This window comes from Rahnella sp. PCH160 (assembly GCF_047784855.1).
In the GTDB taxonomy this organism is placed as follows: domain Bacteria; phylum Pseudomonadota; class Gammaproteobacteria; order Enterobacterales; family Enterobacteriaceae; genus Rahnella.
The window spans coordinates 284,563-300,412 of the sequence record NZ_JBLOGT010000002.1; the positions used below are offsets into that span (position 1 = coordinate 284,563).

General features: G+C 54.4%; 16 protein-coding genes and 3 pseudogenes. 8 read left to right on the top strand and 11 right to left on the bottom strand.

Annotated elements, in window-relative coordinates; genetic code table 11:
* Positions 1 to 49: 49 nt before the first annotated feature.
* Positions 50 to 1,048: an ROK family protein gene (locus tag ACM5QY_RS24155; protein WP_416123196.1), complete on the bottom strand. Its 999-nt coding sequence runs from the start codon at positions 1,046 to 1,048 to the stop codon at positions 50 to 52.
* A gap of 134 nt (positions 1,049 to 1,182) precedes the next feature.
* Between ACM5QY_RS24155 and ACM5QY_RS24160 the strand changes: the two genes are divergently transcribed.
* Positions 1,183 to 1,581: a VOC family protein gene (locus ACM5QY_RS24160; protein WP_416123197.1), complete on the top strand. Its 399-nt coding sequence runs from the start codon at positions 1,183 to 1,185 to the stop codon at positions 1,579 to 1,581.
* A 16-nt stretch (positions 1,582 to 1,597) separates the two neighbouring features.
* Here ACM5QY_RS24160 and ACM5QY_RS24165 read toward each other — a convergent pair whose 3' ends face one another.
* Genes ACM5QY_RS24165 through ACM5QY_RS24175 form a run of 3 tightly spaced genes read right to left on the bottom strand, consistent with a single transcriptional unit; the run spans position 1,598 to position 3,898 of the window.
* A complete protein-coding gene (locus ACM5QY_RS24165; protein ID WP_416123419.1) occupies positions 1,598 to 2,320 on the bottom strand; it encodes an amino acid ABC transporter ATP-binding protein in 723 nt (240 codons plus the stop codon).
* Positions 2,307 to 3,071 carry an amino acid ABC transporter permease gene (locus ACM5QY_RS24170; protein WP_416123198.1) on the bottom strand — a complete coding sequence of 255 codons (765 nt, stop codon included), beginning with the start codon at positions 3,069 to 3,071 and terminating at the stop codon, positions 2,307 to 2,309. The genes ACM5QY_RS24165 and ACM5QY_RS24170 overlap by 14 nt, the downstream gene beginning before the upstream one ends.
* Positions 3,072 to 3,130: 59 nt before the next feature.
* Positions 3,131 to 3,898 carry a basic amino acid ABC transporter substrate-binding protein gene (locus ACM5QY_RS24175; protein WP_416123199.1) on the bottom strand — a complete coding sequence of 256 codons (768 nt, stop codon included), beginning with the start codon at positions 3,896 to 3,898 and terminating at the stop codon, positions 3,131 to 3,133.
* Between the two features lie 207 nt (positions 3,899 to 4,105).
* On the opposite strand from ACM5QY_RS24175, the gene ACM5QY_RS24180 reads away from it, so the two are divergent.
* Complete coding sequence (locus ACM5QY_RS24180) at positions 4,106 to 4,861, top strand: hypothetical protein (protein ID WP_416123200.1); 756 nt, start codon at positions 4,106 to 4,108, stop codon at positions 4,859 to 4,861.
* Between the two features lie 63 nt (positions 4,862 to 4,924).
* Here the strand turns inward: ACM5QY_RS24180 and kup are convergent.
* Both kup and ACM5QY_RS24190 read right to left on the bottom strand, forming a co-directional pair.
* Positions 4,925 to 6,798, bottom strand: a pseudogene (gene kup, locus ACM5QY_RS24185) (low affinity potassium transporter Kup).
* A 112-nt stretch (positions 6,799 to 6,910) separates the two neighbouring features.
* Entirely contained in the window at positions 6,911 to 7,771 is an 861-nt protein-coding gene (locus ACM5QY_RS24190; protein ID WP_416123201.1) for a LysR family transcriptional regulator, read from the bottom strand.
* 114 nt (positions 7,772 to 7,885) lie between these two features.
* Here ACM5QY_RS24190 and ACM5QY_RS24195 point away from each other — a divergent pair, with 114 nt between their 5' ends.
* From ACM5QY_RS24195 to pptA, 3 genes and pseudogenes are all read left to right on the top strand, one after another.
* Positions 7,886 to 8,881, top strand: a complete 996-nt coding sequence (locus ACM5QY_RS24195; protein WP_416123202.1) for a nitrilase family protein — start codon at positions 7,886 to 7,888, stop codon at positions 8,879 to 8,881.
* Between the two features lie 315 nt (positions 8,882 to 9,196).
* A pseudogene (gene mntP, locus ACM5QY_RS24200) lies at positions 9,197 to 9,768 on the top strand (manganese efflux pump MntP).
* 58 nt (positions 9,769 to 9,826) lie between these two features.
* Positions 9,827 to 10,057 carry a tautomerase PptA gene (gene pptA, locus ACM5QY_RS24205; RefSeq protein WP_416123203.1) on the top strand — a complete coding sequence of 77 codons (231 nt, stop codon included), beginning with the start codon at positions 9,827 to 9,829 and terminating at the stop codon, positions 10,055 to 10,057.
* Positions 10,058 to 10,121: 64 nt separating this feature from the next.
* On the opposite strand, the gene ACM5QY_RS24210 is transcribed toward pptA, so the two are convergent.
* The 5 genes and pseudogenes from ACM5QY_RS24210 to ACM5QY_RS24230 form a co-directional block, all read right to left on the bottom strand.
* A complete protein-coding gene (locus ACM5QY_RS24210; RefSeq protein WP_416123204.1) occupies positions 10,122 to 10,304 on the bottom strand; it encodes a hypothetical protein in 183 nt (60 codons plus the stop codon).
* Positions 10,292 to 10,456 carry a hypothetical protein gene (locus tag ACM5QY_RS24215; protein WP_416123205.1) on the bottom strand — a complete coding sequence of 55 codons (165 nt, stop codon included), beginning with the start codon at positions 10,454 to 10,456 and terminating at the stop codon, positions 10,292 to 10,294. Before ACM5QY_RS24215 ends, ACM5QY_RS24210 begins: the two co-directional genes overlap by 13 nt.
* A gap of 119 nt (positions 10,457 to 10,575) precedes the next feature.
* Entirely contained in the window at positions 10,576 to 11,418 is an 843-nt protein-coding gene (locus tag ACM5QY_RS24220) for an MBL fold metallo-hydrolase (protein ID WP_416123206.1), read from the bottom strand.
* A gap of 53 nt (positions 11,419 to 11,471) precedes the next feature.
* Entirely contained in the window at positions 11,472 to 11,612 is a 141-nt protein-coding gene (locus tag ACM5QY_RS24225; RefSeq protein ID WP_416123207.1) for a hypothetical protein, read from the bottom strand.
* 511 nt (positions 11,613 to 12,123) lie between these two features.
* A pseudogene (locus ACM5QY_RS24230) lies at positions 12,124 to 13,028 on the bottom strand (DMT family transporter).
* 237 nt (positions 13,029 to 13,265) lie between these two features.
* On the opposite strand from ACM5QY_RS24230, the gene ACM5QY_RS24235 reads away from it, so the two are divergent.
* Genes ACM5QY_RS24235 through ACM5QY_RS24245 form a run of 3 tightly spaced genes read left to right on the top strand, consistent with a single transcriptional unit; the run spans position 13,266 to position 15,817 of the window.
* On the top strand, positions 13,266 to 14,105 hold the full coding sequence (locus tag ACM5QY_RS24235; RefSeq protein ID WP_416123420.1) for a transporter substrate-binding domain-containing protein: 840 nt from the start codon (positions 13,266 to 13,268) through the stop codon (positions 14,103 to 14,105).
* 3 nt (positions 14,106 to 14,108) lie between these two features.
* Positions 14,109 to 14,819: a 5-oxoprolinase subunit PxpB gene (gene pxpB / locus ACM5QY_RS24240; protein WP_416123208.1), complete on the top strand. Its 711-nt coding sequence runs from the start codon at positions 14,109 to 14,111 to the stop codon at positions 14,817 to 14,819.
* A gap of 11 nt (positions 14,820 to 14,830) precedes the next feature.
* Entirely contained in the window at positions 14,831 to 15,817 is a 987-nt protein-coding gene (locus ACM5QY_RS24245) for a 5-oxoprolinase subunit C family protein (protein ID WP_416123421.1), read from the top strand.
* Positions 15,818 to 15,850: the final 33 nt, after the last annotated feature.

The window sequence follows — 15,850 nt, forward strand, 5'->3', positions numbered from 1 at the left end:
TACGAAGTATATTGACTGTGCCAAAGCAAAGTCAACGCTTGTCGCGCGATTAGTTTCCGAAAGCGATGTGCAGATTGTAATTATTGAGAGTGAGTTCGGTGATGCCCTGCAGATAGTCCTGCCGCATCGACGGACGGTAAATCAGCGTGGGCATATGTTGTGCGGGGATATGTTCCTGACAGCGTTCGGTGAGTTCGGGGAGCAGCGCCGCGCTGATTTTCGGGCCAGACAGCGCAATCGTCGCCGGGTTGATAATGGCGGTCAACGAGACAATAACATTGGCCATTTCTTCCGCGACCGGCTGTTTGTCGAGATCTTTAAACGGCAGGTTCGACACCTCGCCCGCGAACTGACTTGCACCCTGCAACACCCGCCCGTTGATGACCATTCCGCAGCCGAGACAGGGCACGTCCGGCTTGAAAATGTAGGCCACCGGCGCGGTTTCTCCCGCGCAGCTGCTGCGGTAAAAACCATAGGCGGTATAGTTCATGTCGTTATCCACCTGCACATAAATACCGAATCTGGCGCGAAGTTGCTGCTCAACATTCACACCGGCAAACGCGCTGATATCGCAGGTCGCTACGCACCCTTTCACCACCACGCCCGGCAGGCCGATGCCGATGGCTTTAATGTTCGGGTAATCCGCCAGCAACCCGGCAATCTGCTGATAAAACGTCTCCAGGCCGAGCGGCAGAAAGCGCACTTCGCCCTGCGCCAGGCTCACGCCCGTGGCCGAATTTACCGACCAGATGATCTGCGCCGCCGCATCGCTGCCCTGGGCATACAGACTCAGCACGGAGAAATAATCAGGGTTATAAGCATAACGCTGTGCAGGCCGCCCGCCGCGCGACTCGTCCAGTTCCAGCGCCAGCACTTCACGCGTCAGACGTAATTCATTGAGCACCGCGCCGCAGGTCGCGATGCTCAGCCCCGTTTGCGCCGCCACCTCCGCTTTGGTCGCAGAGCCCAGTGATTTCAACGCCTGAGAGACCAGCACCACGTTGTTAATCTTCATTTCGCGGGTTGTACGGTTTTGCGGGGTAATCATGGAGCCTCGGAATGCAGGGAATTTGAGGGTAATTTATCACAAAATCAGGGTGCGGACTTTTGCCGTTCAAACTCAAAAGGCGACAAATCACTCAATTACCGGCTATAAATGAGTTTCAGCAGATAGGGGGTAAAATGATTTCACATATTCACCTGGGTGTTAACGACTTCGGACGTGCGTTCACATTTTATTCAGATGTAATGGCCGAACTGGGGCATGTCCTGAAATTTTGCGACGCCGGTAAACCCTGGGCGGGCTGGATGGCGGAAGGTGCGCCGCGCCCTTTGTTTATCGTCGGTAAACCTCATGATGGCGAAGCGGCGAGTTCGGGGAACGGGCAAATGGTGGCATTACTGGCCAATAACCGTCAGATCGTAGACAGGATTTATACCTATGCTCTCGAAAACGGAGCGAGTTGTGAAGGTGAGCCGGGCTTACGCCCGCATTATCATCCTGATTACTACGGGGCCTACTTCAGGGATGCGGACGGGAATAAGCTTTGTATCTGCTGCCATCATCCGGAGGCTCAATAAACCTCCGGATAACGGATTACAGCACTTTGCTCAAAAACTCGCGGGTACGTGGATTGGTCGGTGCAGTGAAGAGCTGCGCTGGCGGCCCTTGTTCCTGGATCACGCCCTGATCGATAAACACCACGCGATCCGCCACTTCGCGGGCAAAACCCATTTCGTGAGTCACGATCACCATTGTCATGCCTTCGAGCGCCAGTTGTTTCATCACGGCCAGCACTTCGCCGACCAGCTCGGGATCGAGCGCAGACGTTGGTTCGTCGAATAAAATGATCGAAGGTTCCATCGCCAGCGCGCGGGCAATCGCCACTCGTTGCTGCTGACCGCCGGAAAGGCTGGAAGGCCAGGCGTCGATTTTGTCGATCAGCCCGACTTTTTGCAGCAGTTTTTCAGCGCGGGAAACCGCGTCAGCTTTCGATAAACCTTTCAGCGATATCGGCGCCATAATCAGGTTTTCCAGCACGGTCATGTGCGGGAACAGATTAAAGCGCTGGAACACCATCCCGACACCGGAACGCAGCGTATTCAGGTTGGTCTTCGGGTCATGTACCGCGAAACCGTTCACCACCACTTCGCCACCGTTTGGTTTTTCCAGCGCGTTAAGGCAACGCAGAAAGGTACTTTTCCCCGAGCCGGAAGGTCCGATGATGCACACCACTTCTTTCTCTGCGATATCACACGAAATGCCGCGCAAAACGTGGGTTTCACCGAACTGTTTCTGTAAATCCTTAACGTGAATCACTTTTGCCAAGCCTCTTTTCCATGTATTGAACCAGTAACGAGAGCAGGAAAGTCAGCACCCAGTACACCAGCGAAATGGTCAGGTAGGGTTCCCAGTAGGTCGCGTAAGCGCCGGAAACCGTGCGCGCCGCGTAAGCCAGATCGGCCAGGCCGATGGCGGATGCCAGCGAGGAATCCTTCACAATCGCAATCGCGTTATTGCCCAGCGGCGGCAGAATGCGGCGGAACGCCTGCGGCAAAATCACTTTGCGCATCGTCTTGCCCCAGCCCATGCCCAACGCGCGCGACGCTTCCATCTGGCCGTTATCAATCGACTGGATCCCGGCCCGGAAAATCTCGGAAACGTAAGCCCCCGCGTTCAGCGTGATCGCCACCACACAGGATAAAAACGCGCCGTAATCTGAGCGTAATGCACGGGCGAAATCGGAAGACATCAGGCCGTTGGTGACTAAAATCCCGTCACGCGGATTGATGAACAGCGGAACCAGCGCGAAGTGAACCACCATAATCTGCACAAACAGCGGCGTACCGCGAAATGCGCTGACGTAAATCCGCACCGGCCATTGCACGGCAAAACGCAGCACGTATTTCCACGGGCCGTCGTCGGCGCGGGCCATGCGTCCGAGGCCGAGCAGCAAGCCCCAGGTGGTGCCTAAAATAACGCAAATGAGGGTGCATTTGATGGTCATCAGCGCGCCCTGCACAAACAGCGGCGCATATTCTGAGATTATCTCCCAGCGAAATCCGGTCATACCTGTCCTTGTTCAGGGGCGCTTTCACGCCCCTGCGTATCAATATTTTTCTGGGGGATTTATTGCGCTGGCAGCGTGGGCACGTTCTTATCAAACCAGGTTTCGTAGATTTTTGCGTAAGTGCCGTCGGCCACGATTGTCTTCAGACCGGCGTTGATTTTACCCAACAGTTCCGTGTTGTCTTTCGCGACCGCAATACCGAAATACTGACGTTCGAACTTGCTGTCTGGCACCAGTTTCAGGGCCTTTTCAGGATGAGATTTGATGTAGTACTTCACCACGCCAACGTCGCCAACCGCCGCGCCGATGCCGTCTTCCGCCAGTTCCTGCAACATCAGCGGCGTGTTATCAAAACGTTTGATGTCCGTGCTGTTTTTGCCCAGTTCGTCAGACACCACGATGTCACCCGTACTGGAGTTCACGACGCCGACTTTCAGGCCTTTCAGCGCGGCAACGGAATTCACTTTAGAATCCGCTGGCACCACGATGGACTGTTCTGCCGGGAAATACGGCGCAGAGAAATCGACCATCGCTTTACGTTTGTCGGTAATGGTGATGCCGGAAATAATAATGTCGCGATCACCGGAATTCAGGGTGGCGAAAATGCCTTCCCACGGCGTGTTAACCATTTTGATGTCAAAGTTTTCCGCTTTGGCGATGGCTTTGATGATGTCGATATCAAACCCTTCCAGCTGTTTCTGGCTGTTTTCATATTCGAAAGGACGATACGTGCCGCCGGAACCGACCACATAAGTGGTCTGTGCAGCGTAGGCGGAAGTGATTAAGGAAGAAAGCAGACACCCGGTGAGAACTAAAGACTTGAACATGGACACTCCTTTGTGTTTGTAATTTTATGCAGATAATTTGCATAAAAATACACAAATTGACGAAGCGCTTCAACCGAAAATTTGGTGAAAGTTACACACTGAAAAGAAGAATCCTCTGAGTTCCCCGCTGTGACATTCATCTCAATCCTAAGATCGGGTATATTGGTGCGCAGATCACAAAAATCCCTTAAAGGAAGACGTCGCACTATGAGTTATCGTTTCATCCTGGCCGCCGTCGCGGCCGTTTTCGCACTGACAGGTTGCGCAAAAACGAAAACCGCCGAACAACCGGCTTTCGATCTTGGCTCAACGCGGCTGACCGTAACCCACGTTCCGACAAAGACTGACGATGGCACCAAAATTTACGTCACCATTGATGGCAAAGATGCCGCGGCGCTGGGGCTTGGAGAGAGCGTGGAGGTACAACTTCCTGAAGGGAAACATAAGGTCGGCGGCTATGCCCGCTCACTGATTGGACGTGTCACCATATCGCCTGTCGATGTGACAACGTCACGCAACGATATCAGCCATGTGACCTATTCCGTTGCGAATCTCAAACCGACATTCCTGGTGCGCGCGACAACCCCGGTTCCGAAACCTAAGTCAGAATCGGTGCCGTTAGAACCGATCCCGGCCCTGCCAACGCAAATTGAAGCACCGGCAGCCGACGTACAGGCGCAGACCGCAACACCTGCCGCTACGGGAACGTCAACAACGGCGACAGAAACCACAACCCCAGCCGCAACCACGACGACCACCACACCGGCGGCGACTAAAACTGAAACAACGACAACACCGGCAACGACCACAACGACTCCGGCAACCAGGACGCAGACTGAAACCACAACGACTCCGGCCACGACGCCATCAGTGCCAGTGACCGTTCTGCAATCGCAGACGGACACCACCACGTCATCGCCTCAGGCAGCAAATATCACCGAACTTCAGGATCCGCAGAGCTAATCTGTTCTGCTTCCCGCACGCCCCGGTTCACGGCATCTTCAGCCAGAACCGGGCCGTGGGTCTTTAGAATTTCACCACCGCACCCAGTTCAATCACCCGGTTTGGGGGTATGTGATAATGCTCCGGCGCACGCAGCGAGTTTCGCTGCAATATCTGGAACAGTTTCCCGCGCGCTTTTAAATACCACGGACGCGGATCGCCCAATACAAAGGTATCCCGCGACATAAAGAACGATGTTTCATTCATCGTACACTTCAGCCCTTCCAGCCCGCAGCGGTACAAAATATCGCTGACATTGGGTTTTTCCCGCCAGCCATAACTTGCGATAACCCGCCAGAACGTCGGCGAAAGCTGCTCAATCGTGACACGCCGGACATTGTGAACGTAAGGCACGTCTTCCGTCGCGACCGTCAGCAATATCACGCGCTCATGCAATATCTTGTTGTGTTTAAGATTATGCAGCAGCACCAGCGGCACTTCATATTGCCCGCGCGACATCACCACGGCGGTGCCCGGTACGCGTTTTGGCGGCGCTTTTTCCAGTGACACGATCAGGGCTTCCAGCGCTTCCGGATCCTGACGCAAACGGCGCAGCAGGCGGGAACGCTCGGTTTTCCAGGTCAGCATAATCACCAGAATTGCGAGGCCAATCGCCACCGGCAGCCAGCCGCCGGAGAACAGTTTGACCAGATTCGCGGCAAACAGCGGCACATCAATCAGCAGCATCACCGCCATCATCAGCCCGCCAGCCCAGGTTTTCCAGCCCCAGTTTTTCACCATCACGATGCCAATCAGCAGCGAGGTAATGACCATGGTACCGGTCACCACAATGCCGTAGGCCGACGCCAGATTGCTGGAATGCTTGAAACTGAGGATGGCAATCAATACCGCGAAATACAGCAGCCAGTTGACGACCGGAATGTATATCTGCCCCGACTCTTCATCCGAGGTGTAGATGATGCGCATCGGTGGCAGATAACCCATCCGTACAGCCTGACGCGTCAGGGAAAATACCCCCGAGATCACCGCCTGCGAGGCAATCACCGTTGCCAGCGTCGCCAGTATCAGCAGCGGGATCAGCGCCCAGTCGGGTGCCAGCAGGAAAAACGGATTCTGGATGGCGTCAGGCTTGCTGAGCAACAACGCGCCCTGCCCGAAATAGTTCAACACCAGTGACGGCCCGACCAGAATAAACCATGCAATGCGTATCGGCTTTTTACCGAAATGTCCCATGTCAGCATACAGCGCTTCGCCACCGGTCACCGACAACACCACCATACCGAGCGCAAAGAACGACACGGTTTTGTATTCCGCAAAGAAATGCAACGCCCAGTAGGGGTTCAGCGCCTGCAATACCTGCGGATTACGCAAAATCCCGCTCAGGCCCATCAGGCCAATGGTGACAAACCAAATGACCATCACCGGCGCGAAGATTTTCCCCACGCTGCCGGTGCCATTTTTCTGAATGAAAAACAGCAACGTCAGAACGGCAATGGAAAACGGAATGATAAAACGATCGAGGGAAGGTTCGATGATTTCCAGCCCTTCAATGGCGGACAACACCGAAATGGCCGGAGTAATGACGCCGTCACCATAGAAGAAACTGCCGCCCACCAGCCCGAGGAACATGATAAGGGGCACCCAGCGCGGGCTCAGATTGCGCACCGCCAGCGACATCAGTGTCAGAATCCCCCCTCGCCATCGTTGTCGGCGCGCATCACAAAACTGATGTATTTGACGGAAACGACCAGCATCAGCAGCCAGAATATCAGTGACAAAAAGCCGAAAAGCGAGCTTTGCGTCAGGGTAATGCCCGCCTGGCCGGTCAGGCATTCCCGCAGGGTATACAACGGGCTGGTACCGATGTCGCCATACACGACGCCAATACAGGCCACCGTCACAGTAAGCAGCGATGATTTCTTTTTTATATGTGTCATAAGTGGCTTCGCGATGTCTCAGGACAACTTTTGTTGTCCAGTTTTCAGAGTATAGCTGCTGACACCTGTTCGCCGCCTAAACAACCTCGTTTTCTTTACATAAAAGAAACATTTAACGAACAAAGCCTTTTGCGATCGCAATAAAATTATCGCGAACAGAATCGTCATGACGCGGATCCCAGGCGATCCCCACCTGCCAGCGGGTCGCCTCGCCCGGAATCGGGATAATATTGAGCCCCGGCGGCGCAATATGCACCACGCTTTGCGGCAATAACGCCACGCCGATACCGGCAACAATCAGCGCGACAATCGTCTGGATGTCCTCAACCTGCTGAGTGGCAGCGGGGAAGATGTGCCGTTCGTGCAGGAACAGCGTCGTCTGGGTGTTCAGGCCGCCGCCCCGTTCAGGATACAAACGCAGTAACGGCAATTTTTGCAGCCAGCTTTCGAGGCTCATGCCGGTGTTTTCCGGCGTGACCAGTACCAGACAGTCTTCAAACAGGCTGTGATAGCTGAGCGGTTTTGCCGGGGGCACACGGACAAATCCCACCTGCAACGCCCCGCTTTGCAGCATTTCGTATTGCTGCGCCGAGGGCAGATCCTCGAGGGTGATCTCAACGCCGGGATAACACTTGCGAAACCGCGCAATACAGCCCGGTGCAAAATAAAAACTCGACAACCCAAAGCCCGCCGCCAGAAACCCCTCGCGCCCCTTCGACACCTGTTCTGCGTGATACAGAAATTGCCCGACCTGCCCGACGACTTTTCGTGCCTCCGGTAACAACCGCTGGCCGCCCGCCGTCAGCGCGGTGCCGTGGCGACCCCGCGTAAACAACGCCAGATTGACTCTGGATTCGAGCAGGTTGATCTGCTTGGTCAGCGCGGGTTGCGATATCGACAGTGCCTGCGCCGCCTGTGCGTAATTTCCTTTTTCAGCCAGCACCACAAAAGCCTTCAGCAGCCGGGTATTCATATTTGCATTCCCTATGGTTATCAAAAATGAACAAAGTTTCATTATAAAGTTATCAGCCAGATTGCTGTAATGCCAATGAAAGTCACCCTTTATGACCGTTTGCGGAGAACAGCAATGAGCGGATTAACATCAATAAAGACAGCAGTCGTACAGTTTCAGCATCAGGCCAGTAATAAAGCCTACAACCTGTTGATCATGGAGAAATACATTCAGCAGGCCGCCGCGCAGGGCGTGAAGATCCTGGCCTTTCCGGAAATGTGCATCACCGGTTACTGGCATGTACCAAATTTGTCGGCGGAAGAAGTAAATGCGCTGGCTGAACCGCTGGAAACCAGCCCGTCGCTGGCGCTTATCCGCGCGCTGGCGGCAAAAAATCAGATGCTGATTGGTGCGGGGCTTATCGAACGTGCGGCCGATGGCCGGATTTACAACACTTACGTGGCCTGCATGCCGGACGGTTCTTATCACGCGCACCGCAAGCTGCATGCGTTTGAGCACCCTGCCTTTAGCTGCGGCGACGGTTTTACCGTGTTTGATACGCCGTGGGGCGTAAAGGTCGGGATCCTGATTTGCTGGGACAATAATCTGGTGGAAAACGTACGCGCGACCACGCTGCTCGGCGCGGATATCCTGCTGGCACCCCATCAGACCGGCGGCACGCATTCGCGCAGTCCGCACGGAATGAAGCCCGTTCCGCTGGAATTATGGGAACAACGCGCCGAAAGACAGGAAGAAATTACCGCTGCCTTTAAAGGTGAAAGTGGCCGGGGATGGATCCTGCGCTGGCTGCCGTCACGCGCTCACGATAACGGGATATTCATTTTATTCAGCAACGGCGTCGGCGCAGATGCCGGTGAAGTCCGCACCGGCAACGCAATGATCCTCGACCCTTATGGCCGGATCATCAACGAAACCTGGGCGGCCAGCGATGCGATGGTCAGCGCCGAACTCGATCTGACGCTGATCCCCATGAGTTCCGGCCGCCGCTGGATCTATGGCCGCCGCCCGGAATTATATTCGATTCTGACACAGCGTCAGGGCTATGAACGCGACGCCATCACCGCACGTTTTTCCAAAGAAGCGACGGGGCCGGCATCGCGTAAGGTTTAAGGGATCAGATTACGGGAGCCGGTGATGCGTGATCACCGGCTCAGCCGCCCGCAGGCTGCACCTCACCCGCTGAGATTTACTGAATACCTCCCTCTGAACCTAACAAATTAGGATTACTGACTTTTTTGCCTTTCTGCGGATGAATCCCAGGCTAAATGAAGCCTTTTCATACAAATATAGCCAAGGCTAACATTCTTAACCAATACTATAACTGATTGAATGTTATGGTTTTTTTATTTTGTTTTTTGTGGCAAACTGCGCGCTTCTGATAATAAACCGCCTTTTTGTCACCAAAGGCCTGACCGGTCCGTTTTTATGCAACTTTATACTATCCTCATTCTGGCTTTTGGTATGTCTATGGATGCCTTCGCGGCGGCTATCGGCAAAGGTGCCGCGTTGCACCGCCCCCGCTGAAAGAGGCATTGCGTACCGGATTAATTTTTGGCGTGATTGAAGCCATAACACCGGTGATCGGATGGGCAATCGGTCTTGCAGCCAGCCAGTTTATTATGAGCTGGGATCACTGGGTGGCATTCACCCTGCTTCTGATTCTTGGCGTTCGTATGATTGCGCAGGCGTTCAAAAACGATAAAACCCAAGAAACCGAAGCGCCACGCCGTCACGGTTTCTGGTTACTGGTCACCACCGCGATCGCCACCAGCCTGGATGCAATGGCCGTGGGCGTCGGGCTCGCGTTCCTGCAAGTGAATATTCTGGTGATGGCGCTGACAATTGGTGCCGCAACCACCATCATGGCAACCTCCGGCATGCTGCTTGGCCGTTTTCTGGGCGCGGCCATCGGAAAATGGGCCGAAGTTCTCGGCGGCATCGTGCTGATTGGCATTGGCACGTCCATTCTGGTTGAGCATTTAGGTTTGCTGGGCTAGGGTGAATTACGGTAGTTTTAGGGAAAATGGTTCGACCCAATCCGACAGGAGCAACGTAATGCCACATCTTGATTTGAAATTTTATCCGCGCGGTCTTTCAGAAGAAGCGACTCAGAAGCTGGTTGATGATCTTTCCGAAGTGTTGATTAATCATTTGGGGACGACGGACAAGGCCATATCCGTGATGCTGACCGAAGTTCAGCCGGATGCGTGGAAAAGCGATGTGTATGATCCGGTCATCAGACCGGCACTAGAGCAGATGGCGAAAAAACCCGGTTATACCCTGTAACTCTCCCCTTTTTTAAGCCCCGCAGGCACCTTGTCAGCGGGGCTTTTTTGTTTTAAAAAAGCTATCACGTAAATGTCATCGCCCAGGTAATCACCCCGGCGACGACCGTGGTGAAGGTCAGCGCGACCAGAAAAAGCACGTCGACAATTTTTTCCAGCTTATGATTACGCCCCACGTTTCGGGTTCGTAGAGCCCAGTAAGAAAGGATAGTGCTCGCCAGATACAAAATGGCGTTCACCGCCAGCAAATCATCCCCAGCGTCCCTTCCTTTCTTAACGTCGTGATGACCTGAAAGATCCCGATAACCGTAATGCAGACGCCAACCATCGCCGCGGAAGCCGTAAAAATATGGACACAGATATCCTCATCCAGTTTGACGTTGCGGTTTTGTTTGAGCATCACAGACCCCTTCAGGCAAACGACATCCGTTTCGCAAAGTTTGAGGATTAACGGTATCCGACATTCCAATCAGTGTGGATCATGCTTTGGGGCGCTTCAACGTCACCGGTTAAAGTCTTTCAGTTCTCCGGGTACACGACGCGGTAACCACCTGAAACGGTTTTAATATGCGCAAAACCCGGCTCGCCGAAATGCATACCCGCCACCAGCAGTTTTTCATGCGCGGCCTGCGCCATAATCGTTTTACGCGTGGTTTCTGCCTGAACCGCATCGCAATCGAACGCAATAGAAACGCCGGGCTGCGCGGACTGAATGTGCGGGAAATGCACGATATCGCCCCAAATAAGCAGACTTTGTTCACCTGAATTGATGCGATATCCGCTGTGCCCCGGCGTGTGGCCGGGCAGCCAGACGGAGCGGATGCCTTTGACAATTTCTCCGCCATCCAGGAATTTCAGCGACGCCGCGTAAGCCGTCAGCATCCGGCGCGCCAGTAAAAAGTTACGCTGCCGGTGCTCGGCGACCTGCATCATTTTGCTGTCATCACGCCAGTATTGCGCTTCAAGAGGATGAATATGAATCTCAGCATTGGGATAAACCGGTTGCCCTTGTGCGTCGAGCAGGCCGCCGATGTGATCCGGGTGCGCGTGCGTCAGAAGCACGGTATCGATATCTTCAGGATTAACGCCCACTAAACGCAGCTTTTCACCCAGTTCGCCGCCCGAATTGTTGAGTCCGCCGGTGCCGGAATCGACCAGAATGGTGCGCCCCAACCCGCGGATCAGATAACCGTTGATATGAATATTACCGGGCTCCGCCAGCCCGGCGTCACGTTGTATCTCAGCGGCGTCTGCCGTATCAATGCCTGACAACAGTTCCAGGCTGGCTGCCATGTTTCCGTCGCTCAGGGCTGTCACGGCAAAATCCCCAATCTGACGGGAAGCAAAAGACGGATTGTTCATAAACACCTCAGTTTAATTACCTGCATGAGGCCGCAAACGGATGATTTGGCCATTCATAAGCCTTTAATGTGTTTAATCGCCAGTTGTAACGCCGAGTTCGGCTTCCCGTGGAAATCCAGCGCTTCTTCCTGCGCACGTTCGAGACAGAAAACAATGCGCCTGCGGCTGACTTCTTCACAATTCTGAGCAAGCATCAAACAACATTCACCCACCATTCTGCAGGCCTCTTCAAAAATCTGACCGGACTCTTGCATAGCAAACCTCATACCACTCAAAAATAAAACAGTGTTTTCAGGTTAACGGCATAATTTGAGAAAAGTTTGTTTTTTTTACTCAACATTTACTCAAATTATAGGGTGGTTCGCCTTGTAAACGGTGCTAATTCAGAATTTCACCGGTAACCCGCCCCCCTATCAGCTGTCCAAGCGTTTGTTGTGTCACGCTTTGCGCCTGTTCGGTACCCCGCCGTAACCGGTCTACACGCTGAGATTTGTCGCGGATAAATTCATTTCTGCGGCTGCGGATGGAAATCGTTTACACGCGGATAATTCGGATCGGTTCACAGGGCGCAGACGGCCTGAGGCGTGTCTTTTTCACGGGCGGAAAATGCGAGGGGATTGCCGGGGGATTTGGACATTTTGGCTTTACCATTAATGTCCAACAGACAGCCAGTTTACTTAGCACCGAAAGTAAATCGTGATTCCATTACGACAACGCTTTTCCACGCCGTCTTTCGCTTAATACCGCCATGATCCCGGCGGCGGCAATCACCGATGCGCCGATCAGCGTCGGGGCGGTTGGCAGACTATCGAGGAACAGAAAACCAATCATCATCGACCAGACCATCGTGGTGTAATCGAACGGAGCCAGCAGCGACGCATCGGCGTAACGCAGGCTGAGCGTAATGAGGATCTGCGCCATTCCGCCGAAGAATCCGCAGCCGATCAACAGTAAAAGTTGTCTGGTGTTAGGAATTTTCCAGCCGAAGAAAATCGTCGACAGACCTATCAGCATGGTCATCAGCGAAAAATAGAAAACAATCGCGCCCGGCCTTTCAATGCCGTTAAGAAAGCGAATCTGCACCGAAGACACCGCCGTACACATCGCCGCCAGCAGCGCCAGAATCACACCCAGCCCGCCGAAGCCTGCACAAATCCGCCCGAAAGCAGCGAACCGCTGTCACTCAGATGCGCCCAAAGCATGACGATAATCCCGGTGAAACCGACGACGACTGCCATCCAGCGGGCGGCATGGACGTTTTCACGCAGTAAAATGGCGGCCATGACCACGGTAAAAAGCGGCGCGGCGTAGCTGATTGCCGTGGCGTCCGCCAGCGAGATATACACCAGCGCCAGATAGTTAAAATACATGCCGCCGGTGCCGGAAAATCCGCGAATCAAATGACCCGATATATTCTTCGTTTTTATTTGCGGGATAACCGGCCCCTGCAATTTTAGCCAGATCAGCAGCGGGAATAAGGCGACGAAAGAGCGAAAAAATATCACTTCTCCGGTAGGAATATTTCCGCCCAACCCTTTTACGCAGGCCAGCATTAACGTGGCGCACAGGGCTGATAATATTTTTAGCGAAACACCCATTCTGGAGTTCATGATTACCCTTTGTTCTTTATGAGTCGCGGTCTGCCACTGACGGCTATTCTGGCAGAGCCGCCATTTTTGCGGTCATACAAAAAGCGTATCGCCATACAGGGTTTACTTCTTATACAACGCCAGACTGAGCTTATATAGTCGGGTTGACCTTATAAGAAACCGCAGCCAGTTTTGCTCACAGTGAGCCAGGGGAAGTTGTCGTCACACCGCTAATTAAAAAGTCCCGGAGAATGAATGATGAAACTCAAATTACTGTCTTGCTCTTTACTGGCATTGCCACTGATGGCGGCTTTTTCCTCTGCGAAAGCCGATGTTCTCTCTGATATTCAGGCGCGCGGTACGCTTAATTGTGCCGTATATTCCGATGTGCCGCCGTTCTCTTCGCCGGATCCCAAAACGCGTCAGCTGGCCGGGATGGACGTCGATTTATGTACGGCGTTAGCCAAACAGATGGGCGTTAAGCTCAATCTGATGCCGACGTCTATTGAAGCGCGTATTGCGGTGATCGCCACCGGCCGAGCCGACGTGCTGATTGCCAATCTGGCGTACACCAAAACCCGCGGTCAGCAGATTCAGTTCAGCGACCCGTACTATGTGGCGAAAGAAAGGCTGGTGGTGAAAAAGCCGAACGTCGATAAAACCCGGGCGGATTTTAAGGGTAAACGCATCAGCGCCACCAAAGGCACCACGTCAGAGCAATCCATTTATCTGGCAGGCGCAAAAGCCGTGACTTTCCAGGATGCCGCGTCGGCGTTTCTGGCACTGGAACAGAATAAAGCCGTGGGTTTTGTGACCAACACCATGACCGCCATCAAAATGATTTCTCAGGCCGGGAAAGACGGCATCGAACTGGGGATGATCAAAGAGCCGATGGCGCTGGAACCGATTGGCGTCGGTATGAAAAAGGACGAACCGGCGTTGCTGGCGAAAGTGAACAGCAGCCTGAAAACGATGGATGACGACGGCACCATCGATAAAATCTGGGATACCTGGATCGGGCCAAATACCGAATACAAAATGGTGCGCGAGGACAAAGTTCAACCGCTCTCCAGCCTTAAATTCGAACCTCTGGAATAGCCGATGACCATTGTGTCGCACGAGGCGCCTTCCCGCGCCTCTTTTATTCTTGCCAGTCAGGGCGACAAAATCAAAATCTCCACCATCGGCAGCCGCGCGTGGCTGATTGAAGCGCCGGGAGATTTCGACCTGCCCGCACAGCGTCGTATCTGGTCGCTGGCGGCCACATTGCGCGCGCGCGATGACGTCGAATCGTTGATCCCCGGCGTCACCAATCTGCTGGTGCTGTTTCGCCAGACGCCGGAGGATTACGACGCGACTTTCGCCCTGCTAAGTACGGCGTGGGAACAGGCGCTAGCCGTTCATCCGCAAGGCAAACTGATTGAAATTCCGGTGATTTACGGTGGCGAACATGCCACGGATCTGGAGGCGGTTTGCCAGCATACCGGGCTTTCGCCACGCGACGTCATCCACCGCCATTCTCAGGGTCGCTACACGGTATTTTCACTGGGCAGTGCGCCGGGTTTCGGCTATCTCCACGGGCTGGATCCGTCACTTGCTACGCCGCGTAAAAAAGTCCCCTCGCTCAATATGCTCAAAGGCACCGTGACCATCGGCGGCGCGCAGACCGGCGTTTCCGCACTCACTGGGCCAAACGGCTGGAACGCCATCGGATTCGCCGAACTGACGCTGTTTGACCCACATGCCGAAAATCCCGCGCTGATGGCGCCGGGTGACAGCGTGCGGTTTCTGCCAGAAAGGATTGAACTGTGACCGAATCAGCCGTGATTGAAATAGTGAAAACCGGCCCGCTGAATACCGTTCAGGACGCGGGCCGCAGCGGATTTCGTGATATTGGCGTTTCCGTCAGCGGTGTGATGGATCCGCTGGCGTTTCGCGCAGGCAATATCATGCTGGGCAACGACGAAAACGCTGCCTGCATTGAAGTGCAGATGTTTCCGTTTAAAGTCCGGTTTCTCACCGACACCAGCATAGCCATCACCGGCGCGGATTGCCGCACGAAACTCGACGGCGCGGAGCTTCCGCCCTGGTGGGCGTGTTCTGTCCGCGCCGGACAGACACTGGAAATGCAGTTCCCGCGTTCCGGTGCCCGCAGCTATTTGTGCGTCGCCGGTGGCATTGACGTGCCGGTTGTCATGGGTTCGCGCAGTACCGCATTGCGCGGCGGCTTTGGCGGAGCAGACGGGCGACCGCTGGCGAAAAACGATCGTCTGGCGGCGGGCATTACCGTCACCTCGCCTTTGCCGGCACAAGGCATGGGCATCGAGCCGCCGGAGATCGCGCTGGCAAACGTCTTCCCGACCAGCACCGACGGGCTGGTGCAACTGCGCGCCATTCCCGCCGGAGAATATGCCCTGTTTGAAGCCGATCTTCCGCGCTTCTGGTCGCAGCCGTGGAAGGTTTCCCTGCACAGCAACCGCACCGGTTACCGCTTATCAGGCGAGCCGGTCACTCCCTCGAAAGTTATTGAAATGCGCTCCTACGGATTAATCCCCGGCATCGTTCAGGTTCCGCCTGCGGGCGAGCCGATCATCCAGCTGGCCGACGCCAATACCGCCGGGGGCTATCCGAAAATCGCGGGCATCATTGAAGAAGATTTATGGCGTCTGGCACAGGTTCAGCCCGGCCAGAGCATCCGGCTGATCAAAAGCGATGCACGCGAAGCCATTGCTGTCGCGGGTAAGATCAACCAGTGGCTCACCCGCCTGCGCGATAACGTTAAACCAGTGAAAACGGTAATGGGGTTTTAAAATCCCATTTGCATGAAACAGAGAACTGATGAA

Excerpts from the sequence above, each read along its gene's own strand:
- ACM5QY_RS24220 (WP_416123206.1), bottom strand. The coding sequence starts at position 11,418 with ATGAACAATCCGTCTTTTGCTTCCCGTCAGATTGGGGATTTTGCCGTG.
- ACM5QY_RS24180 (WP_416123200.1), top strand. The coding sequence starts at position 4,106 with ATGAGTTATCGTTTCATCCTGGCCGCCGTCGCGGCCGTTTTCGCACTG.
- ACM5QY_RS24190 (WP_416123201.1), bottom strand. The coding sequence starts at position 7,771 with ATGAATACCCGGCTGCTGAAGGCTTTTGTGGTGCTGGCTGAAAAAGGA.
- ACM5QY_RS24170 (WP_416123198.1), bottom strand. The coding sequence starts at position 3,071 with ATGACCGGATTTCGCTGGGAGATAATCTCAGAATATGCGCCGCTGTTT.
- pxpB (WP_416123208.1), top strand. The coding sequence starts at position 14,109 with ATGACCATTGTGTCGCACGAGGCGCCTTCCCGCGCCTCTTTTATTCTT.
- pptA (WP_416123203.1), top strand. The coding sequence starts at position 9,827 with ATGCCACATCTTGATTTGAAATTTTATCCGCGCGGTCTTTCAGAAGAA.
- ACM5QY_RS24155 (WP_416123196.1), bottom strand. The coding sequence starts at position 1,048 with ATGATTACCCCGCAAAACCGTACAACCCGCGAAATGAAGATTAACAAC.
- ACM5QY_RS24235 (WP_416123420.1), top strand. The coding sequence starts at position 13,266 with ATGAAACTCAAATTACTGTCTTGCTCTTTACTGGCATTGCCACTGATG.
- ACM5QY_RS24175 (WP_416123199.1), bottom strand. The coding sequence starts at position 3,898 with ATGTTCAAGTCTTTAGTTCTCACCGGGTGTCTGCTTTCTTCCTTAATC.
- ACM5QY_RS24195 (WP_416123202.1), top strand. The coding sequence starts at position 7,886 with ATGAGCGGATTAACATCAATAAAGACAGCAGTCGTACAGTTTCAGCAT.
- ACM5QY_RS24160 (WP_416123197.1), top strand. The coding sequence starts at position 1,183 with ATGATTTCACATATTCACCTGGGTGTTAACGACTTCGGACGTGCGTTC.
- ACM5QY_RS24215 (WP_416123205.1), bottom strand. The coding sequence starts at position 10,456 with ATGCTCAAACAAAACCGCAACGTCAAACTGGATGAGGATATCTGTGTC.
- ACM5QY_RS24225 (WP_416123207.1), bottom strand. The coding sequence starts at position 11,612 with ATGCTTGCTCAGAATTGTGAAGAAGTCAGCCGCAGGCGCATTGTTTTC.